The organism is uncultured Tessaracoccus sp. (genome assembly GCF_947255005.1).
Taxonomy (GTDB): Bacteria; Actinomycetota; Actinomycetes; order Propionibacteriales; family Propionibacteriaceae; genus Arachnia.
Genome location: NZ_CAMYFI010000019.1, coordinates 1 through 25439, shown reverse-complemented (window position 1 = coordinate 25439; position 25439 = coordinate 1). Strand labels below are relative to the sequence as shown.

Sequence of the window (25439 nt, the reverse complement as noted above, 5' to 3'; positions counted from 1 at the left end):
GCTTGGCGATGGGGCTCGTGGCGGACCGTATGTTCGGCGACCCCGCGCGGCACCACCCCGTCGCGTGGTTCGGCACTGTGGCCAGCCGTGTCGAGGAGCACACCTACGCCGACGACGTGGGCGCCGGCGGAATGCACGTCGCGGCACTGCTCGCCCCACTCGCGGTGGGTGGCGCCGTCGTGGAGTGCGCCGGGGGGCGGTGGCCGTGGGTGCGGGTGGTCGCCACCGCCTGCACGACCTGGGCCGTGGTCGGCGCCACCAGCCTGGCCAGGGAAGGCCGCATCATGGCCGACGCCCTCGACGCCGACGACCTGCCTCGTGCTCGCGAGCGGCTGGGGCACTTGTGTGGCAGAGATGCCGACGTGCTCGATGCGTCAGAACTTGCCCGGGCCACCATCGAATCGATGGCAGAGAACACGGCCGATGCGGCCGTCGCATCAATCTTCTGGGGCGCGACGCTGGGCGTGCCAGGCCTGTTGGTGCATCGCGCGGTCAATACCCTCGACGCCATGATCGGGCATCGCAACGCCCGCTACGAACGGTTCGGGAAAGTGGCTGCGCGCCTCGACGATGTGCTCGATCTGCTGCCCGCCCGAGCTACCGGCTTGCTGTTCGCGGCGCTCGCGCCTGCCGTCGGTGGCAAGGCGCGTCGAGCGTGGCGAATCTTGCGACGTGACCACGCCAAGCATCCGAGCCCGAACGGGGGCTGGTGTGAATCAGCGATGGCGGGCGCGCTTGGCGTGCAGCTTGGCGGGCGCAACATTTATTACGGGGGGAGAGTTGAGGAGCGAGGGCAGCTTGGTGACGGTCCCCGTCCCGATGCGAGGGCAGTGCGTCGGTCGACGAGGCTAGTCTCACTCGCTACGGTTGCAGCAGGAGGTGTCGCCTGTGCGCTGCTGGGTTGTAAGCGCACTCGTTAAGGCCTCGTGCCCCCCCCAGCAACCACGCCTCCCGTGAAGACTCCTTCGCGCGACGTTGCACGGATTTTGACCGATCGGCCTCCCTGATCTAGGGTAGGTAGCTGTTGCGCATCCTGCGGGCTGGCTCACGTGCCCTGGGACGCAATCCCAAGGCAAGAAGTACACAAACTGGAAGTTGGTCTGCGTCCGTGACTACGTACACCCCCAAGCCAGGCGATATCGCCAGGAACTGGTATGTGATTGATGCCGAGGATGTCGTCCTCGGACGTCTCGCGGTAACCGCCGCGACGTTGCTGCGTGGCAAGCACAAGGCCACTTTCGCCCCGCACGTCGACGGCGGCGATTTCGTCATTGTCGTCAACGCGTCGAAGATCGCCGTCACCGGCGACAAGGCTCAGAAGTCGATGCGCTACTCTCACTCCGGTCGTCCGGGCGGGCTGAAGCAGACCTCCATCGGCGAGCTGCTTGAGAAGAACCCGCGCAAGGCCGTCGAGCGCGCGGTGTGGGGCATGCTGCCGAAGAACAAGCTGTCGCGTCAGCTCATCGGCAAGCTCAAGGTGTACGCCGGCCCTGAGCACCCCCACGCTGCGCAGAAGCCGCAGCCGTACGAGATCACCCAGATCGCCCAGTAACGAGAGCGCAGAGACATATATGAGCACTGAAGTTGTCGAGGAGACCGTGAGCAGCGAGATCACGCCGTTCACCGATGAAGAGAATCGCGAGATCGCCTACCGCTCCGATTCCAACCCGGCCGCCGCTGAAGGCGCCCAGTCTCGGCCCGCCGTCGTGGCCCCCGGTCAGGCCGTCGGCCGCCGGAAGCAGGCTATTGCCCGCGTCCGGATCATCCCCGGTTCCGGCTCGTGGTCCATCAACGGCCGCACTCTGGAAGACTACTTCCCCAACAAGCTGCACCAGCAGGCCATCAACGAGCCCTTCGTCGTTGCAGGCCTCGTTGGTTCCTACGATGTCGTGGCCCGCATCGTTGGCGGCGGCCCGTCGGGACAGGCAGGCGCTCTGCGCCTGGCTATCGCCCGCGCTCTGAATGCCGTCGACGCTGAGGCTTCACGCCCCGCGCTGAAGAAAGCCGGACTGCTCACCCGCGACGCCCGCGTGCCCGAGCGCAAGAAGGCTGGCCTCAAGAAGGCCCGCAAGGCACCTCAGTACAGCAAGCGCTGATCAACGCTCATTCACTGTGGGGCAGGTCCGGCAAGGGCCTGCCCCACAGTGGTGTTTCTGAGTTTGCGTCTCCGGGTGTTGTCTTCCACGAGGAAACTGCAAAACTCGCCATCAGTTGCAGCGCTCGCGCTCAGCTCCCGCGTGACGGCATCCACTGATGGCGAGTTTTGCAGTTTTGACCGTCGATACCGCTGCGTTTGCGCTGTGGGTGCCGGGTGGCCTCCTCGCCAAGGACGCGGTATCGCGAGTACTGTTGGGTTCTATGGCACGTCTTTTTGGAACCGACGGCGTACGCGGCACCGCCAACGTCGAACTCACAGCAGAACTGGCGCTCGATCTCTCCGTCGCCGCTGCACACATCTTGGGTGAGGCCGGAGCGCTTCGCAGCACGAAACCCTTCGCCGTGGTGGGGCGCGACCCGCGCGCCAGCGGCGAATTCCTGGAGGCCGCTGTCGTCGCGGGGCTGGCGTCCGCAGGCATCGACGTGGTGCTCGTCGACGTGCTTCCGACGCCAGGCGTCGCGTTCCTTGTCGACGAGATTAACGCCGACTTGGGCGTGATGATCTCCGCATCACATAACGCCATGCCTGACAACGGCATCAAATTCTTCTCGCGCGGTGGCGTGAAGCTCGCCGACGATCTCGAAGACGCCATCGAATCGCACCTGGGCGAGGACTGGAAGCGCCCCACGGGCGCGGCGGTCGGCCGGGTTCGCTCCGACCTCGACCTCCACCAAAAGTACGTCGATCACCTCACCAACTCCCTCGGCGACACCTCGCTTGAGGGGCTCACCGTCGTGATTGACACGGCCAACGGGGCGGCCTCCATCACCGCGGTCGAGGCCTTTCAAGCCAAGGGCGCGCAGGTCATCCCGATGCACAACCATCCAGACGGAATCAATATCAACGACAATTGCGGATCCACCCACATGGAGTCGCTCATGGCGCGGGTGAAGGAGGTGGGTGCCGACCTCGGCATCGCCCTCGACGGAGACGCGGACCGCTGCCTCGCAGTTGATGCGGACGGCAATCTCGTCAACGGCGACCAGATCATGGCGATCCTCGCGGTCGCCATGAAGGAAGAGCACCGGCTCATCTCGGACACGCTCGTTGCCACCGTGATGAGCAACCTCGGCTTGGTGAACGCCATGCGCGAGCACGGCATCCGCGTCGACCAAACCAAGGTGGGCGACCGCTACGTGCTCGAGTCTATGAACGCCAACGGTTTCGCGCTCGGCGGTGAGCAATCCGGGCACGTCATCATCAACGAGTTCGCCAACACCGGCGACGGTACCCTCACGGGCCTGCATCTGGCGGCTCGGATGGTGAAGACGGGCAAGCCGCTCGCGGAACTCGCGAAGGTTATGACGGTGCTTCCGCAGGCGCTCATCAACGTTCGGGGCGTCGACAAGCTGCGCGCGGGCGTCGATAACGACGTCAACCGCGCAGTCGCAGACGCCTCCATTCGCTTGGGTGACAAGGGGCGCGTCCTGCTACGTCCGTCGGGCACGGAGCCGGTGGTGCGCGTGATGGTGGAAGCTCCCACGCAGGACGAGGCAGACTCCATCGCGGAGTCGCTGGCCGATGTCGTGCGCGAACGCCTCACGCTCTAACACCTCCAGCGCCGTAGAACAACCACAATCCAACAGGGAAAAGGAATCAACCGATGCACGCCGAACCAGCGATACAGCGCGAACTTCTGCGGCTGGCCGAATTCGACTCCGCCCTTGCTCGTGTGACGCACCTCGCGAAATCGCTGCCGCAGCATCAGGCCATCGCTTCGCTGATGGAACAGCGTCGGGAACTCGCGGACACGCTCACCGCAGCCACCACCAATGCCGACGATCTGGACGTGGCTGCGCGCCGTGCGGAAGCGGATCTGGTGCCGGTGCGCGCCAGGCTCGAGCGCGATCAGCAGCGCCTCCACGACGGCAGCGTCACTGACGCGAAGGCACTGCAGGGGCTCGTCGCCGAGATTGACCATCTCACCGGGCGCATTGCCACGTTGGAAAATGAGCAACTGGAGGCGATGAGCAGAGCCGAGGAAGCGGCAGCGCACCGCGATCAGCTTGCCCAGAAGAAGGAAGCCGTCGAGCAGCAGTTGCGCGACGAGGTCACTGCCAGGGATGCGGCCGTGGCAGAGCTCAAAGCGGAGGCCATCGGCATCGCTCAATCTCGTAAGGAGCTCGCGGCGAAACTGCAGGGCTCACTGCTCGACCTCTACGAGAAGATCCGGGCGACGTCAGGTTCGGGCGCGGGCGCACTCACCGGTGGGCGGTGCGGAGGCTGCCGGCTGCAGCTCAACGTGTCGGATTTGAACGACATCCAGCAGGCTCCCGCCAACGCGGTATTGCGCTGCCCGGAGTGCGATCGCATCCTGGTACGCACCAAGGAGCAATGAGCTTGTCATGCGCCACCATCGCCTCAACGAAGTGCCGACGAAGGCGCGCTCCGCGATAGCGAAACTGCAGCACGAGCTGGAGTTGCCACTAGAGTTCCCGAAGACCGTGCTCGCCCAGGCGGAGCAACTGCGTCAGCACCCACCCGCCTGTGAGGCGCACGTCGATAGGACGGACGTCGAGTTCGTCACGATTGATCCGGCGTCGTCGATGGACCTCGACCAGGCCCTGCACATTGCACGGGAGGACGACGGTTTCGTCGTGCACTACGCCATCGCTGACGTGGGACACTGGGTGCAGCCTGGGTCGCCAATCGACGTCGAGGCACACCGCCGAGGGCAGACCTTGTACGCTCCGGGGGCCCGCATTGCGCTGCATCCGCCGGCGCTGTCGGAGGACGCAGCGTCGCTGCTGGCCGACGGCAAGTCCCGCCCGGCTGTGCTGTGGAGCCACCATCTCGACGGTGAGGGCCGGGTGCGAGAAGCCACCGTCGAGCGTGCGGTAGTGCGCAACCGTGCCAAGCTCAACTATGACCAGGTGCAGGCCGATATCGACGCTGGCCGCGCGCATCCGAGCATCGCGCTGCTGCCTGAGGTGGGTAGGCTGCGCCAACAGTTGGAGCAGGAGCGGGGCGGCATCTCCCTGAACCTGCCGGAGCAAGAGATTCTAGAGTCTGACGAAGGCTGGAGCCTCGCGTTTCGCGCGCTGCACCCTGTCGAGGATTGGAACGCACAGATCTCGCTGTTGACGGGGTTCGTGGCGGCTCAGATGCAAATCGACGGCGGTGCTGGGGTGCTGCGAACGCTCCCTGCAGCCGAACCAGAATCCGTCCGACGGCTCAAGCGCGCGGCGGCAACCATCGGCGTTCCGTGGGACGACGCGGAAACCTACCCTGACTTTGTGCGACGTCTCGATCCGAACGATCCTCAGCAACTGGCGGTGCTGATGAAGTGCACCGTGTTGTTCCGCGGCGCCGACTACCGCACCTTCACAGGTGGTGCGCCCGACGGGGACCTCGCCCAAGCCGCACTCGGCGCACCTTACACGCACACGACGGCGCCCCTGCGCAGGCTGGTTGACCGCTATGTGCTGGAAATCTGCTTGGCTCATTCGCAAGGCGAGGATATTCCGCAGTGGGCGCTGGACGGGTTTGATGATCTTCCCGAGGTGATGCGAGATTCGGGAAGGCTCGCGCGGGCGTACGAGCGCGGTGTGATGGATATTGCGGAAGCGCTGGTGCTCGCGGGCTGCGAGGGACAGACGATGGAGGGCGTTCTCGTCGACGTGAATCCCAAGAATAAGCGGGGCGTCGTGCAGATCTTTGAGTCTGCGGTCGAGCTTGCCGTGACGGCAAAGCCGAGCGATGTCGGCGAGGTGATTCGCGTGCGCATCGACCGTGTCGACGTGGAGCGGGGGAACGTGAAACTCACCCGGGTGAACTAATCACTTGACTCGGGCGAACTCCTCGACCTGCTTGATCTTGCCGACGACCTGAATGAGGTCGCCCTCGTTGACGATGGTGTCGCTCACGATGGGCATCCAGCCAAGCGACGGCGACTTCACGGCCACAGGTTTCACGTGGTATTTCCGCCAGATGAGCGCTTCGTCCACGGTGCCCCCCGCAAGTGCTGCCGGTACCACGGTGCGCACGAGGGCGAAGTCGGTGCCGATCTCGATGAAGTCGAGCAACGCGCCGCGGACGCGGTGGGCGATACGCTTGCCCATCTCCGTCTCGGGGTAGACGACGTGGTGGGCGCCCAGCTGGCTGAGGATGCGGCCGTGGGGGATGCTCGTCGCCTTCGCCCACACGTCGGGTACGCCCATGTCGAGCAGCAGCGAGCAGGTGAGGATGCTGGCCTCGAGCTTCGACCCGATAGAGACCACGACCTTATCGAACTCGGCAAGAGAGAGTTCCTGGAGGGCGACCTCGTCGGTGGTGTCTGCCTGTACGACGTTAGTGAGCTGGCCGTTGAAGCGCTGGACAACTTCTTCGTCGGCATCGATGCCGAACACCTCCGCGCCGATGTTCATGAGTTCAAGAGCGACCGACGCGCCGAAACGGCCGAGCCCGATGATGGCGACGGAGTCCGCGCGCTTGTCGTGGACAGAACGCCTGGAGAGTCTGTTAACCAATGATCGGCCTTTCCTTGGGAAGTTGATAGTGCCTCTTCGTGGTGGGTGTTGCGAGTGCCGTGGCGACGGTGATGGGGCCGAGTCGCCCCACGATCATAAGCCCGACGAGGATCAGCTGGCACGCGGGGTTGAGCTGCGCCGTGATCCCCGTCGAGAGCCCGACAGTGCCGAACGCGGAGATGGCTTCGAAGAGTGCTTGGTCGAGCGAGAACGGCGAGAGCACGAGGAGTGCGAGCGTCGCCAATCCGACGACGGCGGAGGCGAGCAGCGCGACGGTGATCGCCTGTCGGTGGAGCGAGCGCGAAAGGCGACGGCCGAAGATGTTGACGGCACTGTCGCCCCGGATTTCTGCCCAAGCGATGAACAGCAGGACGAAGAACGTCGTGATCTTGATGCCGCCGGCGGTGCCCGCGGGACCACCGCCGATGAACATCAACATGTCCATGCCGAATAGCGTCGAATCGTGGAGGGAGCCGATGTCGACGGAGTTGAAGCCGGCGGTGCGAGTCTGGACGGCTTGGAACGCCCCTGCGAGGATGCGGGAGCGCCAGGGCAGCTCGCCGAGCGTGTTCGGATTGTTCCATTCGAGCACGGTGACGTAGAGCGATGAGAGCACGAGCAGTACTGCAGTGCCGAATAACACCATGCGGGTGTGCATGGTCCATCGGTGTGTGTGACGGTACGCTCTGGTGAGTTGGTGCAGCACGGGGAAGCCGAGCCCACCGACGATGATGGCGCCCATGATGGGAAGGCAAATGCCCCAGTCGCCGACAAAGGGCGTCATGTTGCCGGGGAACAGCGAGAATCCGGCATTGTTGAACGACGACACCGCGTGGAACATCCCATACCAGAGAGAATCTCCGACGGAGTACCCCAGCGCGAGCAGCCTGACGGTGAGTAGCGCCATGACGATGCCTTCGATCACGAGGCCGGTGACGAGGACGCGTTGCAGGAGTGGGCGCAGCCCGCCGACGGATCCGTGTGCTTCCGTCGCTGCGGTGATTCGGCTGCCCAGCGAGATTTTCCTCATCACGCGCAGCCCCAGCAGCGTCGCAAAACTCATGACTCCGAAACCACCGATTTGGATCAAAATCATGATGACGACATGCCCGAATGGGGTCCAGAACGTGGGCACATCGACATCGGACAGTCCTGTGACGCACAACGCCGATGTTGCCGTGAAAAGCGCTGGCAGGAGCGGGATGCCGCCGGGGGACTGCGTGGAGAGGGGGAGCATCAACAGCCCGGTGCCAAGGATGAGCGCCAGTAAGAAACCGAACAGGATGGTGCGCGTCGGACGCGAGCCCCTGAAGGGAAGAGCCACAACTGGGCAGTCTACGCCGTTCGGGAGTGATGCTTCTAGAGGGTGCGGGTAGAATTGTTCGACGGACGAGTCGGCCGGGTGATCGCGGCCCCGAGGAGGGGCTGAGGAAAGTCCGGGCTCCGTAGAGCAAGGTGGTGGGTAACGCCCACCCGGGGTGACCCGCGGGACAGTGCCACAGAAAACAGACCGCCCGGCAACGGGTAAGGGTGAAACGGAGGTGTAAGAGACCCCCAGCGTCACAGGTGACTGGGACGGCTTGGTAAACCCCACCTGGAGCAAGACCAAGAAGGCCGGTTCTACCGGCTGCGGACACCGCCAGAGCGCTGCTCGCGCGAGGTGCCCGGGTAGGTTGCATGAGCGCCGCGGCAACGCGCCGCCTTAGATAGATGATCACCGACCACAGGACCCGGCTTATAGGCCGGCTCGTCCCTTCCTTGTCGTGGCGGTTGGGCGCTGCTCCTTCCGCTGGTTGAGTAGCCCGCATCCGCTGGTTGAGTAGCGCCGTAGGCGCGTGTCGAAACCCCGTCGCTGCGTGCCGAAACCGGCTGTTTCCCGGTGGTTGAGTAGCGAGCGAAGCTCGCGTATCGAAACCACACCCGCTTAGGTGGCAGATTACCGTCCATGTTTGGGCGCATTTCTGCCACCGAAGCTCGTCGGGGAATGATTTCGACTCGCTGCCTTCGGCAGCAGCTCAATCATCGGGTGTGGCGCGCCGAAACCCGTTGCCGCATCTCGATACGGGCCTGCGGCCCTACTCGACGGTCGGGGGCAGTCGCATCAGCACCGGTGGTTGAGTAGCGGGCGTAGCTCGCGTATCGAAGCCACATCTGGCAGATGATTTCGACTCGCGGGCTGCGCCCGCGGCTCAATCATCAGAGGAAGAAACTGCAAAACTCGCCAACAGCTGGATGCCTCACGCTCAGCTGAGCGGGGACAGTTCCGTCTGTTGGCGAGTTTTGCAGTTTTGTTTGGTGCATCTCGATACACGGCTTCGCCGCTACTCGATGACCGGGAGGCGGAGGCGAGCGTCGGGAGCGGCTCAGGCGGTGAGGATTTCGGCTCCATCGTCGGTGACGACCAGGGTCTGCTCGAACTGGGCGCACCACGACTTGTCGAGGGTGGTGACGGTCCAGTCGTCGTCCCACACCTCCGACTCGTAGTTGCCGAGCGTGAGCATCGGCTCGATGGTGAAGGTCATGCCCGGCTCCATGCGCGTGGCCAGACGTGGCTCGTCGTAGTGCAGCACCACGAGCCCGGAGTGGAACTGCGTGTGCACGCCGTGGCCGGTGTAGTCGCGCACCACGCCATACCCGAAGCGCTTGGCGTAGCTTTCGATCACTCGCCCAATCACGGACATCGGCCGCCCGGGCTTCACGGCCTTAATGCCACGGTTGAGCGCCTCCTGCGTGCGTTCGACGAGCAGCTTGTGCTCCTCAGACACGTCGCCACACAGGAAGGTGTAGCAGTTGTCACCGTGGACACCGTCGTAGAACGCGGTGCAATCGATCTTCACGATGTCGCCGTCCTCGAGCGGGCGGCTATCCGGAATACCGTGGCAAATAACTTCGTTCACCGACGTGCAGATCGACTTCGGAAAACCGCGGTAGCCCAACGAAGAGGGGTAGGCGTGGTGGTCGAGCATGTACTCGTGCGCGATGCGGTCGAGCTCATCGGTGGTAACCCCGGGCGCGACGGCCTTCCCAGCTTCGTGCATCGCGTCGTGAGCAATCTTGCCCGCCACCCGCATGCGTTCGATTACGTCGTCGGACTGCACATGCGAACCGGTGTATGGGGTTGGCCCTTCCTTGCCGACGTACTCCGGGCGGGTGATCGACGCGGGAACTGGGCGGACGGGGGAGACGGTATGCGGGGTAATAATGCTCACAGATTCACCCTAGCGCTTGACCCGGGCGACTCACTCGACGGCGATGCTGTCGAGCGACTGGCGAACCTCCTCGATGGAGGCGGCGTCGTCGATGGTCGCGCAGCCAGCCACCACGCTGAGCTCGCCCTCACGCCCCAGGTCGAAGACGTACACATCCAGCAGGTCGCCCTCGATGCCATCCTCCCTGTCGACGTAGATATTCGTCTGAATGTGCCAACCTGTCACGCCTCCAACCTCGGCCTGCTCATTGACCAGGTCTTCGCGTCCGGTGAAGCCGCTGTACATCCACGACGACGCCATGCATGACACCATCGCTGCCGCAGCCTGCTTCGGGTTGCGGAACCCGTCCTCGGCGCGCACCGTACCGATGTCCATTGACGCCACCCAGCCCGGCACGATCTGCCTCGTCACCGAGTTTTGCTCCGCCATCCACGGCATGTAGGTGGGCTCATTGCGCCAACCATTGGTCGTCGGAGCCACGACGGTGAGCCCGCCGCCGTGCAACAGTCCGCTCGCGTCCACCTCGCTCGTCGGGTAACCGACGGTGGGGCAGTCTTCAGGTCTGGCGCCGCCGTCATCGGTGGGGGCCGGCTCGTCGGGCTCTCGAGTGCGCTCGTCCCAGGGTTTCACGCTCGGGCGGTCGGAGCGGGTATCTTCGGGCGGCGCAGCGAGAGGCTTCATGATGCTCGAAGGCTGCAGCACCAGTACGACGATCACTGTCGCGATCAGCAGCAACCCACCGACGACCCAACCCGCCGGCGACGACTTCTGGGGCTTCTCGTCGTGCCATTGGGCACCATCCCAGTACCGCGGCTTACCGCGGCCTTCCGGGTTTGGGTACCATCCGGGCTTGCTCATACCCCGCAGTGTAGTTGTCCAACAAACCGTGGTTCGGGCATGGCGACGGTGCGCCGTACGGCACACTTGAGCCCATGGACATTCAGGCCGAAACCGTATTCCGACTCATTGAGGAGCGTCAGGTCCGATTCATCCTGCTGTGGTTCACCGACGTGGTGGGCAACCTGAAATCGGTGGCTATCGGTCCGGGCGAGGTTGAGGTGGCGCTCGCGGAGGGCGTCGGTTTCGACGGCTCGGCCATCGAAGGTTTTGCCCGCGTGTACGAGGCCGACATGGTGGCCCACCCAGACCCCTCCACCTTCCAAGTGCTGCCGTGGATGACCGAATCCGGCCTCGTCACGGCACGCATGTTTTGCGATGTTCGGCTCCGCGACGGGTCCCCGAGCTTCGCCGACCCACGCTACGTGCTGAAACGTGCCGTCGACAAAGCCGCCGAGGCCGGGTTCAGCCTGCAGGTACACCCCGAGATCGAGTTCTTCGTGCTGAGCCAGCTCAACCCGCCAGTACCTTTCGACAACGGTGGATACTTCGACCACACCACCCTCAGCAGAGCCAACGACGTGCGCCGCGAGGCCATTCTTGGGCTCGAGAACATGGGTATTTCTGTGGAATTCAGCCACCACGAAGGTGCGCCCGGGCAGCACGAGATCGACCTGCGGCATGCCGACGCACTCACCATGGCCGACAACATCATGTCGTTTCGCGTGGCGGTGCGCGAGGCCGCAGCCTCGCGAGGGCTCCACGCCACGTTCATGCCGAAGCCATTCACGCAGTATCCGGGTTCCGGCATGCACTCGCACCTATCGCTGTTCGAGGGTGACACGAACGCATTTTTCGACGCCGCCGACGAGTACCAGCTGTCGAAGGTGGGGCGGCATTTCATCGCGGGGTTGCTGCGCCATTCCCCCGAGATCACGGCAGCGACGAACCAGTGGGTGAACTCCTACAAGCGCCTAGCTGCAGGCGACGAGGCGCCGGGCTACGTGTGCTGGGGCAGGGCCAACCGCTCCGCCCTCGTGCGCGTTCCGCAGTGGACTCCGGGCAAGGCGTCGAGCGCTCGCGTGGAGTACCGGGCGATCGACTCCGCCGCGAATCCCTACCTCGCGTACGCCCTCCTGCTTCGTGCAGGGCTGCAGGGTATCGAGGGCGAATACCCCCTGCCTGCGGAGGCGGAAGAAGCGGTGTGGACGCTGTCTCGTCGCGAACGCCAGGCGCTGGGCATCGACGAGCTACCCCGCAATCTCGACGGCGCGCTGCGGGCGATGGAGAGCTCGGAACTCGTCGCGGACACCCTCGGTGAGCACGTCTTCGAGCACTTCCTGCGCAACAAGCACGAGGAATTCGAGGACTACCGCCGCCAAACCTCGCAATGGGAGATCGACCAAAACATCGCCGTCATGTGAGCGGAAAGGCTTGCGCCACCTCGTGTGCGTGGGCCCCTGACGCCCGAACCGGGGCGTCGGCATAGGCCACTCGACCCGTGAGGAGGGCGAGAAATACCGTCGGCTCAATCTCGACGACGTTGGGCGGAGTGCCGCGCGTGTGCCGCGGGCCGGAGCCGAAGCTCAACTGCACTGCCGCAAATGGCGGCACGCGCAACTCGATGGCGTGGCCGCCGAACCGCTCACCCAGCAGTCCACACGCCGCGCGCGTGGCGGCTGCGACGAGTGTGCGCGGCAGCTCTTCGTGTTCCGACGCCGCCCCCAGCAGCAGCTGCGTCAGGTCGGGGCGTTTCGCCGACAGTTCCGCATCAAGATCGCGTTCATCCACGAGGGGGCGGAGCGCTTGCGTGACGGTATCGGTGGGGCGAAACATGCATCGAGCCTAGCCGGCCACGACTGTAGCCGACGCGTCGAGGGACGTAGACTCCTTACATGGCGCGGCTCCACTCACCCCAGGCTGAGTTTGCGCGGCGAGGATTCTCCCAACCTACTTCTGCCGCGCGCATCTGGCAGTCCTGGCCGGACGACATCCGAGCCAAAGTGGATCTCGACTGGTTCTCCCCGGTAGGTGATCGCCTCAGTGCCCTCCGCACCCTCGACGCCATCGTGCAGACCGGATGGCAGGGCGAGCTGCTGGGCGACGTGGATTGGGTGCGACGGATGCTCCTCGTTGCCGGCGCATCGTCGGTGTTAGCCACGGCGCTCGGACGCGAAGAAGATCTGCTCGAGCTTCTACGCGACCCCCCGCAACCGCGCACCTCCGACGACTGGCGCCACTTTTTCGCTGAGCGCCTACCCATCGTCGATGGTGCTTGCGCCGGCACCGCGGACGAACTGCGCCGGGCTAACAGGGCCGCGCTCACGCTCATCGCCGCGCGAGACCTCGAAGCACAAGACCCGACGGCGCTCCTCGCCGACATCACGCGCGAGCTGACGCACGTGGCCGACGCCGTGCTCGACACGTCGCTCGCCCTCGCGCGCGCCGAGGTGCCGCAGTGGGCTGACGCGAAACTCGCGGTGATCGCGCTCGGCAAAACGGGTGCCCAAGAGCTCAACTATCTCTCGGACGTGGACGTACTCTACGTTGCAGAACCGGCCCGCGATGACGTGTCCACCGACCACGCCCTCGCCGTTGCCACGCGCATCGCGGCGGCCCAAGCGCGCATCTGTTCCGCCCACACCAGCTTCGGCACCATCTGGACCATCGACGCCGCGCTGCGCCCGGAAGGCAAAGCCGGGCCGCTGGTGCGCACGCTCGAATCATGCCGCCACTACTACGAACGCTGGGCCAAGCCCTGGGAGTTCCAGGCCATGCTAAAGGCCCGCCCCGCCGCAGGCGACCTGCAACTCGGGCAGGCGTTTGTCGACATGCTCGCGCCCAAGGTCTGGCAGGTCGCCCACACCGACGGCTTCCTCCCTGAGATACGCGCAATGCGCGAGCGCGTCATCTCGCTCATCCCGAAATCGCAAGCCGACCGCGACATCAAACTCTCCAGCGGCGGCCTACGCGACACCGAGTTCTCCGTGCAGCTCCTGCAGCTCGTGCACGGCACTTCCGACGAATGCCTCCGCTGCAGCGGCACGCTCGAAGGACTCGAGGCGCTCGTCGCTCACGGCTATATCGGGCGCGACGACGGCGCCAAGCTCGCGCAGGACTACCGCATCCAGCGCGTGATTGAGCACCGCATCCAGCTCGCCCGACTGCGACGCACCCACCTCCTGCCCGACGACGCCAGCCCGTGCGCGGAGCTCTCGCGCACCGCACGGGTGCCGGACGTGTGGGAGCTGTGGAAGACCACCCGACGTGAGGTGCGGCGCTTGCGGCAGCGCATCTTCTTCTCACCGTTGCTCGACGTGGTGGCACATTCACCGTCGGGTGCGCTGCTCAGCCAAGACGCTGCCCGAGCACGAGCAAAGGCACTTGGGTTCCTCGACCCCCGCGCTGCGCTCACCCACATCGAGGCCCTCACGACGGGCAACTCGCGGGCGGCGGAAATCCGTCGGCACCTCATGCCGGCCATACTCGAATGGATCGCCGACGGGCCGAACCCTGACTTCGGGTTGCTCTCATTTCGGCAGCTCTCAGAAGCGCTAGGGGAGGAGAGCTGGTACCTGCGCGCCCTGCGCGACGAGGGCTACATGGCTAGACGGTTCGCGACGGTTGCCTCTACCAGCCGCTTTGCCGTCGCCCTGCTGCAGCGAGTGCCGCAAACCGTGCGGCTGCTCGCCTCTGACGACGACCTTCAGCCCCGTTCCCGCGACGAGCTCGTCGCCGCGTTCAAGAACGTTGCCGCCCGCCACGATGACGCTGAGCGCGCCGTCGCATCCATGCGCGCGCTGCGGCGCTCGGAGCTCGCCCGCATCGCCATCAGCGACGTGCTGGGCGGAGTCGACATCGTCCAATGCGGCGAGGCGCTCTCATCGCTGGCGGACGCGACGCTCGAGGCGGCGCTGGACATCGCCCGAGGCGAACACACCGCGCCGGATCTGGGCGTCGTCGCGCTCGGGCGCTGGGGCGGCACGGAGATGAGCTACTCGTCAGACCTGGACGCGATGTTCGTGGTGCCCGACGACACTGACGCCGCCGGCTTGGAGGCTGCGACGAAGATCGTGCGCCGCGTCGCTGAGATCCTGGGGCGTCCCGGCCCAGACCACGGGTTGACCCTGGACTCCGACCTCCGCCCCGGCGGGAAGAGCGGCCCGCAGGTGCGCACTGTGGCCTCATATCGTGCCTACTACGAGCGATGGGCCGAGACGTGGGAGCGGCAGATGCTCCTACGCGCCCGGCACGGCGCAGGCAGTACTGCGCTCGTTGCGCAGCTGCTCGACGACGCCGGCCCGTATCGGTACCCACACCAAGGGCTCACGCCGTCGGAGGTGATGGAGATCCGGCGGCTGAAATCGCGCATGGAATGCGAACGCATCCCGCGCGGCATCGACCGCGACCGGCATCTCAAACTCGGCCCGGGCGGGTTGGCTGACATCGAATGGACCGTGCAATTGCTGCAGCTCCAGCACGGCCATGCGCACCCCGAGCTACAAACCACGTCGACGCTCACGGCCCTCGACGCAGCCCGCTCGCTCGGGTTCCTGGAAGCCGCCGACGCGGACGCGCTGGAGCAGGCCTGGCGCCACGCCAGCAGGGTTCGCAACGCGGTGATGCTCGTGCGTGGCCGCGCCGCCGACGCGCTCCCCGCCGACCCCAGAGACCTCGCGGCCATCAACACGCTGCTGGGCATCGACGGGCCCGCGAGTGAGCTCGTCGAGATCACCCGACGACATGCGCGCCGGGCGGTGGGCGTCGTCGAGCGCTACTTCTGGGGCGAGTGACGCCGCCGAGGTGCGGTGGGGTACAGTGAGCGACACGTATTCCGGGGTCGGTGAAAGTCCGAACCGGCGGTGACAGCCCGCGACCCTCGCGCTGCGTATCGCAGCAACAGGTTGACTCGGTGAAACTCCGAGGCCGACAGTCAGAGTCTGGATGGGAGGAATGCGAACGGCTCGCGCCCTGAGGGCGCGTGTTTGCTTGCTGCCCCGGTATTGGAAGAAGGGACGCCGGATGGCAGCGAGATCGCGGTTTTGGACTGCCTTTCCCGCGCGTTCGCGCCCCCGAAGCAATACCGAGCGCATCGTCGTGCCCGCAATCTCGGGCGTGGTCATCGTCGCCTGCTGGTGGGTAGTGAGCCTCTTCGTCCCGACGCTGCTCCTGCCGAGCCCCATCGACGTGGCCACCCGCGTCGGGCAGCAGGCCGTGAACGGCGTCGCCTCCCAATATTTGTGGCCGACGGTGGGTCCGGCCCTCCTGGGGGTGGGTATCGCGGTCGTCGCATCCGTGACGATCGGCATCCTCGTCACGCACTCGCGCCGGTTGGCGTCGGTGTTTGAGCCGTGGGTGGCGCTGTCGCAGACCGTGCCCCTCGTCGCAATCGCCCCGCTCCTCGTCCTCTGGCTCGGATACGGCACCGTGCCGATCGCATGTTTGTGTGCGATCGTCGCGTTCTTCCCGATGGTGACCACCACCGTCGTCGGGTTCCGACATCTCGACATGCGCGTCCTCGAACAGGCCGTGCTCGACGGCGCCTCGCCCTGGCAGCGCCTCGTCGCCGTCGAGATCCCCATGGCCGCGCCCGCCGTGCTGGCGGGCATCCGAGCCGGATCTGTGCTGGGCATGACGGGCGCCGTCGTCGGCGAATTCGTCATGGGCGGCACCGGGCTCGGCACCCTGCTCACGCTGTCGCGACAGGCCTCCGACACCGTCGGAGTATTCACCGTGATCGTGTGGATTTCAGCGGTGGCCATGGTGCTCTACGGGCTCGTCGCGCTGTGCGAGCGAGCCGCCACCAACCGCGTCCAAGGAGAGGACACATGACCATCAACCGCCGCACCTTCATCGCCTGCACGAGCTTGGCAACGCTCGCCGCGTGTAGCCCGTCGCAGCAGCCAGCTGAGCGCGAGGCCATCACCGTCGGCCTGACGTTCATCCCGAATGTGCAGTTCTGCCCGTTCTACCTGGGCGTGCAGGAACGCCTGTTCGGCAACGTGGATGTGACGTTGCGTCACCACGGTGAACAAGAAGGACTGTTCGAGGCGGTGAAGTTGGGGCGCGAGGACATCGTGTTCGCCTCAGCCGATGAGGCCGTCGTCGCCGGCGACCTCGAGGTGGTCGCTACCGCCTACCAGCGCTACCCGGCCGAGATCATGATCGCTGGAGAGGCGTCGTCGCTGGAGGATCTGCGCGGAAAATCACTGGGCATTCCCGGGCGATTCGGTTCCAGCTACTACGCTGCACTGGCCGCGCTGGGTACCGCAGGGCTTACCGAGCAGGACGTGAAACTGGTGGAAATCGGGTTCACATCGGTGGCGGCACTCACGACGGGCAAGGTGGACGCCATCGTCGGGTTCAGGAACAACGAACTCGTGCAGTTCGAGCAGCAGGGCATGGACGTGACCTCGTTGCCCATCGCGCCCAAGCCCGTGCTCGTGGGGCCGAGCCTCATCACCACCAAGAAGCGCGCGAAGGAGCCGTGGGTGCAGGCAATCGTCGACGGGATGCTCGAAGCCGAGCGGCGCATCGTCGACAACCCCAAGGCGGCGATCGACGCCACCGCGAAGGAAGTGCCCGCGCTGCAGGACGCAGAACAGCGTGCGAGCGCCGAGCGGGTGCTCGCAGCTACTGCAGAACTCTGGAAGGGCGACGCGGACGCTCCGCACGTCGACGTCGACCCGGCGGCGATGCAGCGGATGGAGGAGTTCCTGCACAACGCGGGCATCAAGTAGCCGTTTGGTCGCGCGGCGCGTGCGACTTCGGTTTAAATACCAGCGCCGCCACGATGGGAGGCACGACGAGGAACGTCACCGTGCCGAGCGGCTCGGGCAGCGCGCCGCGCAGCGCGTAGGTGAGGCTGGACACCAACACAGTGAGCAGCAGCCACCACAGCCCCAGCCGCAGCCATACGCACAGCACGATCACCGCAACGAGCGCGATACCCGCGGCTGCGAGACCGTACATCAGCCACGGGGGAGCGGCGAGCGGATCCGCGACGGTGGAGGCGCCGCCGTGCGTTCGTTCCCACACCAGTCGGCCCAGCTGCGGACTCGCCATGATGATGAGCCACAACACCACCGCTACCATCACCCACATGGCGACGGCTATCGGATCACGCCAGGTTTCGTTTTTCGCCACGCGCTCATCCTATTGCACAACGACGGTGTGGCTGAGGCGCGCGACTGGCGGTATTACACCACGCTGGTCCACCCCGTGCGCCAATCAATCGCCTACCTGAATGAGGGTGCGACCGTGCCGCTTGCCGGCGAGCAGCTCCTCGCCCGCGGCGATTGTTTCGTCCAACCCGATACAGGTGGTCATCTCGTCGAGCAACTGCTGATCGACGCCCTGGGCCAGCACACGCCATGCGTCGGCGCGGTCGGCAGCGTCGGCTGTCACCGAGTTGATGCCCGCGAGGGTGACGCCTCGCAAGATGAAGGGCATTACGCTCGACGGTAACTCGTGCCCAGCTGCGTTGCCGCAGGCGGTGACGGTGCCGTCGGGAACAGTCCGCGCGATGGCATTGGCGAGCACTTCGCCTCCCACAGAGTCGACCACACCGGCGTAGGTGGCACGCTGGAGTGGTTTGCCGCGACCCGTGAACGCGTCGCGGTGGAGTACGTCGTCGGCGCCGAGCCGGGTGAGCAGGTCGCCGAACTCGTCGGGGCGTCCTGTCACCGCCGCCACCTCGAACCCCGCGGCGGCGAGGAGCATCGTCGCAATCGAGCCGACACCGCCCGTTGCCCCCGTCACTAGCACTGGCCCCTGCTCGGGCGACACGCCCTCCATCACCAGGCGCAGGACGCTGAGCGCTGCCGTGAAACCGGCGGTGCCGAGCGCGGCAGCACGCTCGGGGGAGAACGCTTCGGGTAGCGGTACGGCGAGCGTTGGATCGATTTTAGCGACGGTGGCGTAGCCGCCGTGCAGTGTCTCCGACAGCCCGGCGCCGTTCAGGATCAACCATTCGCCAGGTGCGAAGCGCTCGTCGCGTGAGGTGCGCACCACACCAACCAGATCGATGCCCGCAATGAGTGGGGTGGTGCGTACGACGCCCTTTCGGCCAGTCACGGCGAGCGCGTCCTTATAGTTCAGGTCGGACCAGCGCACGTCGACGGTGACGGGCGCGTCGGGCAGTATCGCTTCCTCGAGCTCCTCGACCGACACGGATTCTTCACGAACGACGATTGCGCGCATGGCATCATGGTACGCGACGGGGGAGGGCCGCCGTCGTCGCCCGAAATGCAGCCGATATATTCATAGTTGCGAGCTCGAGCAACGCGACCGGCATGGAACGCATCGCCCCGCGACGGTTCTCTTGCACCTGTTTTCGTGCCAAACTAGACGAAACCTGTCCGGTCCAACGTCCGACCTCGCAGTGGAGCGAGTCTCTTCAATTAGGACAGAACAAGGAGATTGAGCACATGTCCCGTATCGACAACGCCGACCTGCGCGGCAAGGTCATGTCGGCCGACGAGGCCGCCCAATTCATCAATCATGGTGATCGCGTCGGCCTGTCCGGATTCACCGGCGCCGCCTACCCTAAGGCCCTGCCCACCGCCATTGCGAACCGCGCCAAGGCCGAGCACGAGGCAGGACGCGAATTCCAGATCGATGTCTTCACCGGCGCTTCCACCGCGCCCGACTGCGACGGCGTGCTCGCCGAAGCAGACGCGGTACGGTTCCGTTCCCCCTACCAGTCGGATCCCGCCATGCGCCGAGGCATCAACGCAGGCAAGATCCTCTACGACGACGTGCACCTCTCGCACGCAGGCTGGCAGGTGCGCTACGGGTTCTTCGGGAAGATGAACGTCGCCATCGTCGAGGCCACGCGCATTGACCAGGACGGCAACATCATCCCCTCGTCCGGCGTGGGCAACAACGTCGAATACCTTGACTCCGCCGAGAAGATCATCATCGAGGTCAACTCCTGGCAGTCCGAGAACCTCGAGGGCATGGCCGACATTTACCGTATCGGCAACACCCCTGGCCGTAAGCCCATTCCGATCACCGAATCCGGGCAGCGCATCGGCACCCCCTACATCGACATCGACACGTCGAAGGTGGTCGCCGTCGTGGAAACGAACGCCCCCGACCGCAACGCGCCGTTCAAGCCGCTCGACGAGACGTCGAAGCAGATCGCGGGCCACTTCCTCGACTTCCTCGAAGGCGAAGTCGCCGCGGGTCGCCTCAAGTACGATCAGTACGTCATGCAGTCGGGCGTGGGCAACGTGCCGAACGCCGTGATGGCAGGCCTCCTCGACTCGAAGTTCGAGAACATTCAGGCCTACACCGAGGTCATTCAGGACGGCATGATCGATTTGATCGACTCCGGCAAGATGTCCGTGGCTTCTGCGACGTCGTTCTCGCTCTCGCCTGAGTACGCCGAGCGGATGAACGAGAACGCTGGTTTCTACCGCGAGCATATCGTCATGCGCCCGCAGCAGGTGTCGAACCACCCCGAGGTGATCCGTCGCCTCGGCCTCATCGCCACCAACGGCCTCATCGAAGCCGACATCTACGGCAACGTGAACTCCACCAACGTGGCAGGATCTCGCATGATGAACGGCATCGGCGGCTCGGGCGACTTCACCCGCAACGCCTTCATCTCGTCGTTCATCTCGCCATCGGAGGCCAAGAACGGTGCCATCTCCGCGATCGTGCCGTTCGCGTCGCACATCGACCACACCGAGCACGACGTGATGGTTGTCATCACGGAATACGGGTACGCCGACCTGCGTGGCCTCGCGCCCAAGCAGCGTGTCGAGAAGATGATCGCTATCGCTCACCCGAACTTCCGTCCGCTCCTGCAGGAATACGTTGATATGGCGAACCAGAAGGCCGGAACCATGCAAACCCCGCATGATCTGGCGCACGCCTTCGACTTCCACACGCGGTTCCTCGAGACCGACACGATGCAGAAATAAGATAGCCGCGAGAGCCCTAGTGGGGCTGCACCCTTCACGTTTCTGGGGTGCGGCCCCACGGCCATTGCAGGCACGAGGCACGTTGCAACAACTCATGGACGAACATCACGGTTTTGGCATCCCGCACGCGGGTCATCAGCGAGCGATCGGGCACGCGCAGATGCGCGCCGCCAATCTCGGCTTGGTGCTGAGGTATCTTCGCGATCACGGTGCACGCTCGAGGGCCGAGCTCGCCGCCGAGACGGGGCTTTCGAAAGCTACGATCACCAACGTCATCGCCGGGCTCGCAGGAGTGGGTCTCATCGAGGAGGGGGACGTCGAGTATCACCGACGTGTTGGTCGCCCCGGCATCGAGATTCGGCTCCGCCCCGACGGCGCTCGCGGCCTTGGCATCGAACTGGCGCAGCACCATCTGGCCCTGTCAGTGGTGAATTTCGTTGGGGAACCCGTCGTAGAGCACACTGTGGCGCTGTCCGCCGACGCGGGCGACGCGGACGCCGTCGTGCGTGAGGCCGCATGGTTGGTGCGCCGCGTCCTCGACGAGCTCGACGCCCCCGTGGCGGCGTGCACGCTAGCGGCTCCTGGGCTGATCGACTATCAGCGCGGCACGGTCCGACTGGCGCCGGCCTTGGGATGGACTGACGTGCCAGTGGCCCCGTCGTTTGCATCCCACCTCGATGGGGCGCTGCCCGTCTACATCGAGAACGATGCGAAGCTCGCCGCGCTGAGCTCGTTCGTCGATCATCGTGAAGCGAAGGTGCGTGACCTGGTGCACGTCACCGGCGGCGTGGGTATCGGCCTCGGCGTGATTGCAGGCGGCCGCCTCCTGCGCGGAGGTGCTGGATACTCCGGCGAGCTGGGACACACCACGCTGGATGCCGACGGGCCGCGTTGCCCGTGCGGACGCCGGGGCTGTTTAGAGCTCGCCGTCGGCTGGCCCGCCTTTTGCCGCAGGTTGGCTGAAGCTGGCATCGATGTGAGCCCCGATGGCCCGCTTCGGGAGCAGCTCGACGCGTTGCGGACGCGAATGCAGACGGGTGAGGAAGCTATCGCGTCGGCAGCGGTGGAGACGGCCGAGGATTTGGCGCGTGGGCTGCAGCCCGTCATCGATTTGTTCAACCCGAAGGTGCTCGTGCTGGGCGGATACTTCGGTTACTTCGGTGAGTTGCTGGTGCCTGTGTTGCAGCGACGATTCGATCAGGCGAGCATCGACCCAGGCACCCACGTGGACGTCACGACGTGTGGGCACGGCCTGCAAGCTGCCGCAAGGGGTGGTGCAATGATGGCGCTCGAACGGGTGTTCTTGGACCCGACGGTGGCGCGAGCAACGTAATCGCGAGATTTTGCCTCGAATCCAGACATGATGAACCGCGGTGCGCTACATTTGGTTCAAGATCTAAACCTAATGGTGGGTAGAGGCTTCGATGGCTGAGCCCGGAAGGATTGACTGGGCATGATCAAGTTTGGCACTGGTGGCTGGCGGGCCATCATTGGCGATGAGTTCAACCGGGCCAACATTCGGCTCCTGGCACAGGGGCTCAGTAATCGTATGCACCGCGAGGGGGTGGTGGATCGAGGTCTGGTGATCAGCTACGACCGTCGCTTCCTCTCTGATGTCGCCGCGTGGTGGGCCATCGAGGTGTTTGTTGCCAACGGTATTCCTGTGACGGTGATCGGGCGGCCAGTGCCCACGCCCATGGGCATGTGGACGGTGCGCAACAAGGGCTGCGCGTACGGGTTGGCGGTTACGGCTTCCCACAACCCGGCCCTCTACAACGGGTTCAAGCTCTTCACCGAAGGCGGGCGCGACGCCGAGCTCGCCATCACCGACGAATTGGCCAGCGAATGCAATGCCCTCACAGAAGACGACGTGCGCAGCGTCGAAGCGCACGAGGCGAAGGCTTCCGAGCTGGTGACCGTGCAGACGTCGATCAACTGGTACCTCGACGCCATCATGGACAGCCTCGATCTCGACGTGATCCGCCACGCGCACCTCCACATCGTTCTGGACCCGATGTTCGGCGTCGCACAGACCGCGCTACAGACCGTGCTGCTCACGGCCCGCTGCGAGGTGGACGTCATCAACGACCGCCACGATCCGTTGTTTGGCGGGCGTATGCCGTCGCCGGCCGCCGGGAGTCTGGATTCGCTGCGGCGCGCCGTCGTCGATTCCGGAGCCGCCATGGGTATCGCCACCGACGGTGACGCCGACCGGCTGGGCATCATCGACGACGAGGGCAACTACCTCACGCCCAACCAAGTGCTTGTGCTGCTGTATGAATACCTGGTGACGCAGAAGGGCTGGGAAGGCCCTGCGGTGCGCAACATGTCCACCACTCACCTCCTCGACAGGGTGGCGGAGGCACACGGACAGCGGTGCTACGAGGTACCCGTCGGGTTCAAGTGGATCAGCGCGAAGATGGCGGAGACCGACGCAGTGATCGGCGGCGAGTCGTCGGGCGGCCTGACCGTGCGTGGGCACATCCCCGGCAAGGACGGCATCCACGCGGGCAGCCTGCTCGTCGAGGCGGTGGCCGCCTCCGGCAAAAAGCTGTCGCAGATGTACGCCGACTTGGTGGAGCGCTACGGGGAGCTGGTCATGGTGGAGGCGGCCTACGAGTTCACCCCGGGCCGGAAGGAAGCGCTGCGGGAATGCGTCTTCACCAACCACGACCTCCCCGCCTTTGATCACGAGGTTGACCACATTAGCTGGGAGGATGGCTGCAAAGTGTACTTCACCAACGGCGGCTGGACTACGATCAGGTTCTCCGGCACCGAACCCGTGTTGCGAGTGTTTGCTGAAATGCCAACCCGCGACGAAGCAGACGCCATCGCGAACGCTGTCGCCCAACACTTGGAGCTTGCATGATTACCAACGCAGTTGTTTTGGCCCGAGGCCTTGGCACCCGCATGCGCGCCGAGGGCAGCGGTGAGCTGAGCGACGCGCAGCGCGCGGCCGCATCCGCTGGCTACAAGGCGCTCATGCCGATCGGTCAGCACCGTCTCATCGACTACTCACTGTCCGCCTTGGCCGACGCCGGGATTCGCCGCGTGGTGCTCGTCGTTGCGCCCGATCACGACGAGTTCCGTGCCCACATCGAGCAGGTACGGCCACAGCGCCTCGACGTGGCGTTCGCGGTGCAGGAGGAGCCCCTGGGCACCGCCGATGCCGTCGCCGCCGCTGCCGACGCCGTAGGGGGCGAGGGCTGCATCGTCGTCAACGGCGACAACCTGTACCCGGCCGACGGTCTGCGTGCCCTGGCTGAGCGGGGCGGCAACGCGCTGCTGGGCTTCGACCGCAGCGCGCTGGTGGAGCAGAGCAACATTCCGGAGGAGCGGATCGCCGCGTTTGCACTCATCGACGAGTCGGGAGGCATGCTGCGTTCTATCGTCGAGAAGCCCGATGCCGCCGTCGTGGAGGCTGCAGGGCCGCATGCGCTGGTGAGTATGAACTGTTTCGCGTTCACCCCGGAGATCTTCGACGCCTGCCGGCGCATTGAGAAGTCGGCGCGTGGGGAGTACGAGATCGTGGATGCCGTGGCGTTGCTCGACGACGTGGCCGTCGTTCCGTTCGCGGGCGGCGTGCTGGATTTGTCGCGCCGCGACGACATCGCTGAGGTGGAGCGTCGGTTGGCCGAGTTCCACGTGCGCCTATGAGCGTAGGGTGGTGGGTTCCCGGCCGCATTGAGGTGCTCGGCAAGCACACCGATTACGGCGGCGGACGAGTGCTGGTGTGCGCGGTGGAGCGCGGTGTGAGCGTCGAAGCGGACCCGGGTGGCGACGGGGTGCGCGCCCGGACGTCGGTGTTCCCCGACGATGTGGTGGTGCTGCGTGCTGGTGTGCATCCGGACTTGCCGTCGGGGCATTGGGGATACTACGTACAGACGGTCATCGACCGTTTGACCTCGAACTTCGGGTCGGTGGCGCCGGCGTCGCTCACGATCACGGCGGACCTGCCGCCGGCGTCGGGCATGAGCAGTTCCTCGGCGCTGCTCAGTGCTGTGGCGCTCACGCTCGCCGACATGGCTGGCTTCACGACGAGTGAGCTATGGCGCACCCATTGCGACGATCGCATGGCCCTCGCCGGATACCTCGCCGCTATTGAAAACGGTGGCCGCTACGGCAGCCTTGCTGGCGCGGCAGGTGTGGGCACGAGCGGCGGGTCGCTCGATCACACCGGGATGCTGGCGAGCACCGCTGGAAAGGTGTCGTACGTGCAGTTCGATCCGACGTCGAAGCTGGGGCAGGTGTCTCTGCCTGAGGGGTGGGTGTTCGTCGTCGGTGTGAGCGGCGTGCTGGCGGAGAAAACTGGTGCGGCACGAGAGCTGTACAACCGCGGCCCGGCCACGCTGCGCTCCTGGCTCGCGAAGTGGAACGAGCGTACCGGCGCCAAGGCCTCGAGTGTTCAGCAGGTGTTGGAGCAAGTGGGGCCCGACGAAATCCTCGCGCATACAGCGGTTGGCTACGAGCGACGTCGGCTCACGCAGTTCGTGCGCGAGTCAGGGGAGTTCGTGCCTCGAGCGTTCGACGCGTTGGAGCGAGGCGACGTCGACGAGTTCGGCGCGCTGTGCGCCGAATCGCAGGCGCTCGCCGTGATCGGGCTGGAGAATGAGGTGCCGGAGACGAAGGCGCTCGTCGAGACGGCTCTGCGCGGCGGGGCAGCGGCGGTCTCGTCGTTTGGTGCGGGCTTCGGTGGCAGCGTCTGGGCGCTCGTGCGCGCCGCCGACGCCGAGGCGTTCGCCGATGCGTGGCTCGAGCAATATCACGCTGCAATTGGCGCGTGCCAAGGCTCGACGCTGATCACCGGCGCGGGCGCCCCCGGCCACCGCATCGG

22 protein-coding genes, 1 other RNA gene and 1 riboswitch are annotated in these 25439 nt (G+C 65.4%); of the genes, 16 read left to right on the top strand and 7 right to left on the bottom strand.

What is annotated here, in order from left to right:
• Positions 1-8: 8 nt before the first annotated feature.
• The 6 genes from cbiB (at position 9) to Q0X61_RS05995 (ending at position 5937) form a co-directional block, all read left to right on the top strand.
• Positions 9-920 (top strand): adenosylcobinamide-phosphate synthase CbiB, encoded by a 912-nt coding sequence (gene cbiB / locus Q0X61_RS06020; RefSeq protein WP_297741352.1) that lies wholly within the window; start codon positions 9-11, stop codon positions 918-920.
• Positions 921-1108: 188 nt separating this feature from the next.
• Positions 1109-1552, top strand: coding sequence for a 50S ribosomal protein L13 (gene rplM / locus Q0X61_RS06015; RefSeq protein ID WP_297741314.1), 444 nt, complete (start codon positions 1109-1111; stop codon positions 1550-1552).
• Positions 1553-1571: 19 nt separating this feature from the next.
• Positions 1572-2096 (top strand): 30S ribosomal protein S9, encoded by a 525-nt coding sequence (gene rpsI, locus Q0X61_RS06010; protein ID WP_297741312.1) that lies wholly within the window; start codon positions 1572-1574, stop codon positions 2094-2096.
• Between the two features lie 262 nt (positions 2097-2358).
• On the top strand, positions 2359-3708 hold the full coding sequence (glmM, locus tag Q0X61_RS06005) for a phosphoglucosamine mutase (RefSeq protein ID WP_297741350.1): 1350 nt from the start codon (positions 2359-2361) through the stop codon (positions 3706-3708).
• Between the two features lie 53 nt (positions 3709-3761).
• Positions 3762-4496 (top strand): zinc ribbon domain-containing protein, encoded by a 735-nt coding sequence (locus tag Q0X61_RS06000; protein ID WP_297741310.1) that lies wholly within the window; start codon positions 3762-3764, stop codon positions 4494-4496.
• A gap of 7 nt (positions 4497-4503) precedes the next feature.
• Positions 4504-5937 carry an RNB domain-containing ribonuclease gene (locus tag Q0X61_RS05995; RefSeq protein WP_297741308.1) on the top strand — a complete coding sequence of 478 codons (1434 nt, stop codon included), beginning with the start codon at positions 4504-4506 and terminating at the stop codon, positions 5935-5937.
• On the opposite strand, the gene Q0X61_RS05990 is transcribed toward Q0X61_RS05995, so the two are convergent.
• Together Q0X61_RS05990 and Q0X61_RS05985 are read right to left on the bottom strand one after the other, a co-directional pair.
• On the bottom strand, positions 5938-6627 hold the full coding sequence (locus Q0X61_RS05990; protein WP_297741306.1) for a TrkA family potassium uptake protein: 690 nt from the start codon (positions 6625-6627) through the stop codon (positions 5938-5940).
• On the bottom strand, positions 6620-7951 hold the full coding sequence (locus tag Q0X61_RS05985; RefSeq protein ID WP_297741304.1) for a TrkH family potassium uptake protein: 1332 nt from the start codon (positions 7949-7951) through the stop codon (positions 6620-6622). The genes Q0X61_RS05990 and Q0X61_RS05985 overlap by 8 nt, the downstream gene beginning before the upstream one ends.
• Positions 7952-8017: 66 nt before the next feature.
• Here Q0X61_RS05985 and rnpB point away from each other — a divergent pair.
• Positions 8018-8381, top strand: an RNA gene (gene rnpB / locus Q0X61_RS05980) — RNase P RNA component class A.
• A 609-nt stretch (positions 8382-8990) separates the two neighbouring features.
• Here rnpB and map read toward each other — a convergent pair.
• Positions 8991-9836 (bottom strand): type I methionyl aminopeptidase, encoded by an 846-nt coding sequence (map, locus tag Q0X61_RS05975; protein ID WP_297741302.1) that lies wholly within the window; start codon positions 9834-9836, stop codon positions 8991-8993.
• 30 nt (positions 9837-9866) lie between these two features.
• The gene (locus Q0X61_RS05970; protein WP_297741300.1) at positions 9867-10694 is read right to left on the bottom strand and encodes a DUF2510 domain-containing protein; all 828 of its coding nucleotides are present in this window, start codon (positions 10692-10694) and stop codon (positions 9867-9869) included.
• 107 nt (positions 10695-10801) lie between these two features.
• On the opposite strand from Q0X61_RS05970, the gene Q0X61_RS05965 reads away from it, so the two are divergent.
• Entirely contained in the window at positions 10802-12097 is a 1296-nt protein-coding gene (locus Q0X61_RS05965; RefSeq protein ID WP_297741348.1) for a glutamine synthetase family protein, read from the top strand.
• On the opposite strand, the gene Q0X61_RS05960 is transcribed toward Q0X61_RS05965, so the two are convergent.
• Positions 12090-12509 carry a sterol carrier family protein gene (locus tag Q0X61_RS05960; RefSeq protein WP_297741298.1) on the bottom strand — a complete coding sequence of 140 codons (420 nt, stop codon included), beginning with the start codon at positions 12507-12509 and terminating at the stop codon, positions 12090-12092. The genes Q0X61_RS05965 and Q0X61_RS05960 overlap by 8 nt on opposite strands.
• A gap of 59 nt (positions 12510-12568) precedes the next feature.
• Here Q0X61_RS05960 and Q0X61_RS05955 point away from each other — a divergent pair, with 59 nt between their 5' ends.
• The 3 genes from Q0X61_RS05955 (at position 12569) to Q0X61_RS05945 (ending at position 17413) form a co-directional block, all read left to right on the top strand.
• On the top strand, positions 12569-15466 hold the full coding sequence (locus tag Q0X61_RS05955; protein ID WP_297741296.1) for a bifunctional [glutamine synthetase] adenylyltransferase/[glutamine synthetase]-adenylyl-L-tyrosine phosphorylase: 2898 nt from the start codon (positions 12569-12571) through the stop codon (positions 15464-15466).
• 33 nt (positions 15467-15499) lie between these two features.
• A riboswitch (FMN riboswitch) is annotated at positions 15500-15633 on the top strand.
• Between the two features lie 62 nt (positions 15634-15695).
• Positions 15696-16505: an ABC transporter permease gene (locus tag Q0X61_RS05950; RefSeq protein ID WP_297741294.1), complete on the top strand. Its 810-nt coding sequence runs from the start codon at positions 15696-15698 to the stop codon at positions 16503-16505.
• Positions 16502-17413: an ABC transporter substrate-binding protein gene (locus tag Q0X61_RS05945; protein ID WP_297741292.1), complete on the top strand. Its 912-nt coding sequence runs from the start codon at positions 16502-16504 to the stop codon at positions 17411-17413. The genes Q0X61_RS05950 and Q0X61_RS05945 overlap by 4 nt, the downstream gene beginning before the upstream one ends.
• Here Q0X61_RS05945 and Q0X61_RS05940 read toward each other — a convergent pair.
• Both Q0X61_RS05940 and Q0X61_RS05935 read right to left on the bottom strand, forming a co-directional pair.
• Positions 17406-17819, bottom strand: a complete 414-nt coding sequence (locus Q0X61_RS05940; protein ID WP_297741290.1) for a hypothetical protein — start codon at positions 17817-17819, stop codon at positions 17406-17408. The genes Q0X61_RS05945 and Q0X61_RS05940 overlap by 8 nt on opposite strands.
• Before the next feature lie 84 nt (positions 17820-17903).
• Positions 17904-18875, bottom strand: a complete 972-nt coding sequence (locus Q0X61_RS05935; protein ID WP_297741289.1) for an acryloyl-CoA reductase — start codon at positions 18873-18875, stop codon at positions 17904-17906.
• A gap of 227 nt (positions 18876-19102) precedes the next feature.
• Between Q0X61_RS05935 and Q0X61_RS05930 the strand changes: the two genes are divergently transcribed.
• The 5 genes from Q0X61_RS05930 to Q0X61_RS05910 form a co-directional block, all read left to right on the top strand.
• The gene (locus Q0X61_RS05930; RefSeq protein ID WP_297741288.1) at positions 19103-20605 is read left to right on the top strand and encodes an acetyl-CoA hydrolase/transferase family protein; all 1503 of its coding nucleotides are present in this window, start codon (positions 19103-19105) and stop codon (positions 20603-20605) included.
• A 94-nt stretch (positions 20606-20699) separates the two neighbouring features.
• Positions 20700-21938 carry an ROK family transcriptional regulator gene (locus Q0X61_RS05925; RefSeq protein ID WP_297741287.1) on the top strand — a complete coding sequence of 413 codons (1239 nt, stop codon included), beginning with the start codon at positions 20700-20702 and terminating at the stop codon, positions 21936-21938.
• A gap of 120 nt (positions 21939-22058) precedes the next feature.
• Positions 22059-23474, top strand: a complete 1416-nt coding sequence (locus Q0X61_RS05920; RefSeq protein WP_297741285.1) for a phosphoglucomutase/phosphomannomutase family protein — start codon at positions 22059-22061, stop codon at positions 23472-23474.
• A complete protein-coding gene (locus Q0X61_RS05915) occupies positions 23471-24262 on the top strand; it encodes a sugar phosphate nucleotidyltransferase (protein ID WP_297741283.1) in 792 nt (263 codons plus the stop codon). The genes Q0X61_RS05920 and Q0X61_RS05915 overlap by 4 nt, the downstream gene beginning before the upstream one ends.
• Positions 24259-25439 (top strand): galactokinase family protein (locus tag Q0X61_RS05910; protein ID WP_297741281.1); only part of this gene is annotated, 1181 nt, incomplete at its 3' end. The genes Q0X61_RS05915 and Q0X61_RS05910, both read left to right, overlap by 4 nt.

Bases quoted from the DNA above. Each gene is read 5' to 3' on its own strand.
- cbiB (WP_297741352.1), top strand. From the start codon at position 9: ATGGGGCTCGTGGCGGACCGTATGTTCGGCGACCCCGCGCGGCACCAC.
- rpsI (WP_297741312.1), top strand. From the start codon at position 1,572: ATGAGCACTGAAGTTGTCGAGGAGACCGTGAGCAGCGAGATCACGCCG.
- glmM (WP_297741350.1), top strand. From the start codon at position 2,359: ATGGCACGTCTTTTTGGAACCGACGGCGTACGCGGCACCGCCAACGTC.
- Q0X61_RS06000 (WP_297741310.1), top strand. From the start codon at position 3,762: ATGCACGCCGAACCAGCGATACAGCGCGAACTTCTGCGGCTGGCCGAA.
- Q0X61_RS05995 (WP_297741308.1), top strand. From the start codon at position 4,504: ATGCGCCACCATCGCCTCAACGAAGTGCCGACGAAGGCGCGCTCCGCG.
- Q0X61_RS05970 (WP_297741300.1), bottom strand. From the start codon at position 10,694: ATGAGCAAGCCCGGATGGTACCCAAACCCGGAAGGCCGCGGTAAGCCG.
- Q0X61_RS05960 (WP_297741298.1), bottom strand. From the start codon at position 12,509: ATGTTTCGCCCCACCGATACCGTCACGCAAGCGCTCCGCCCCCTCGTG.
- Q0X61_RS05955 (WP_297741296.1), top strand. From the start codon at position 12,569: ATGGCGCGGCTCCACTCACCCCAGGCTGAGTTTGCGCGGCGAGGATTC.
- Q0X61_RS05950 (WP_297741294.1), top strand. From the start codon at position 15,696: ATGGCAGCGAGATCGCGGTTTTGGACTGCCTTTCCCGCGCGTTCGCGC.
- Q0X61_RS05945 (WP_297741292.1), top strand. From the start codon at position 16,502: ATGACCATCAACCGCCGCACCTTCATCGCCTGCACGAGCTTGGCAACG.
- Q0X61_RS05935 (WP_297741289.1), bottom strand. From the start codon at position 18,875: ATGCGCGCAATCGTCGTTCGTGAAGAATCCGTGTCGGTCGAGGAGCTC.
- Q0X61_RS05930 (WP_297741288.1), top strand. From the start codon at position 19,103: ATGTCCCGTATCGACAACGCCGACCTGCGCGGCAAGGTCATGTCGGCC.
- Q0X61_RS05925 (WP_297741287.1), top strand. From the start codon at position 20,700: ATGGACGAACATCACGGTTTTGGCATCCCGCACGCGGGTCATCAGCGA.
- Q0X61_RS05920 (WP_297741285.1), top strand. From the start codon at position 22,059: ATGATCAAGTTTGGCACTGGTGGCTGGCGGGCCATCATTGGCGATGAG.
- Q0X61_RS05915 (WP_297741283.1), top strand. From the start codon at position 23,471: ATGATTACCAACGCAGTTGTTTTGGCCCGAGGCCTTGGCACCCGCATG.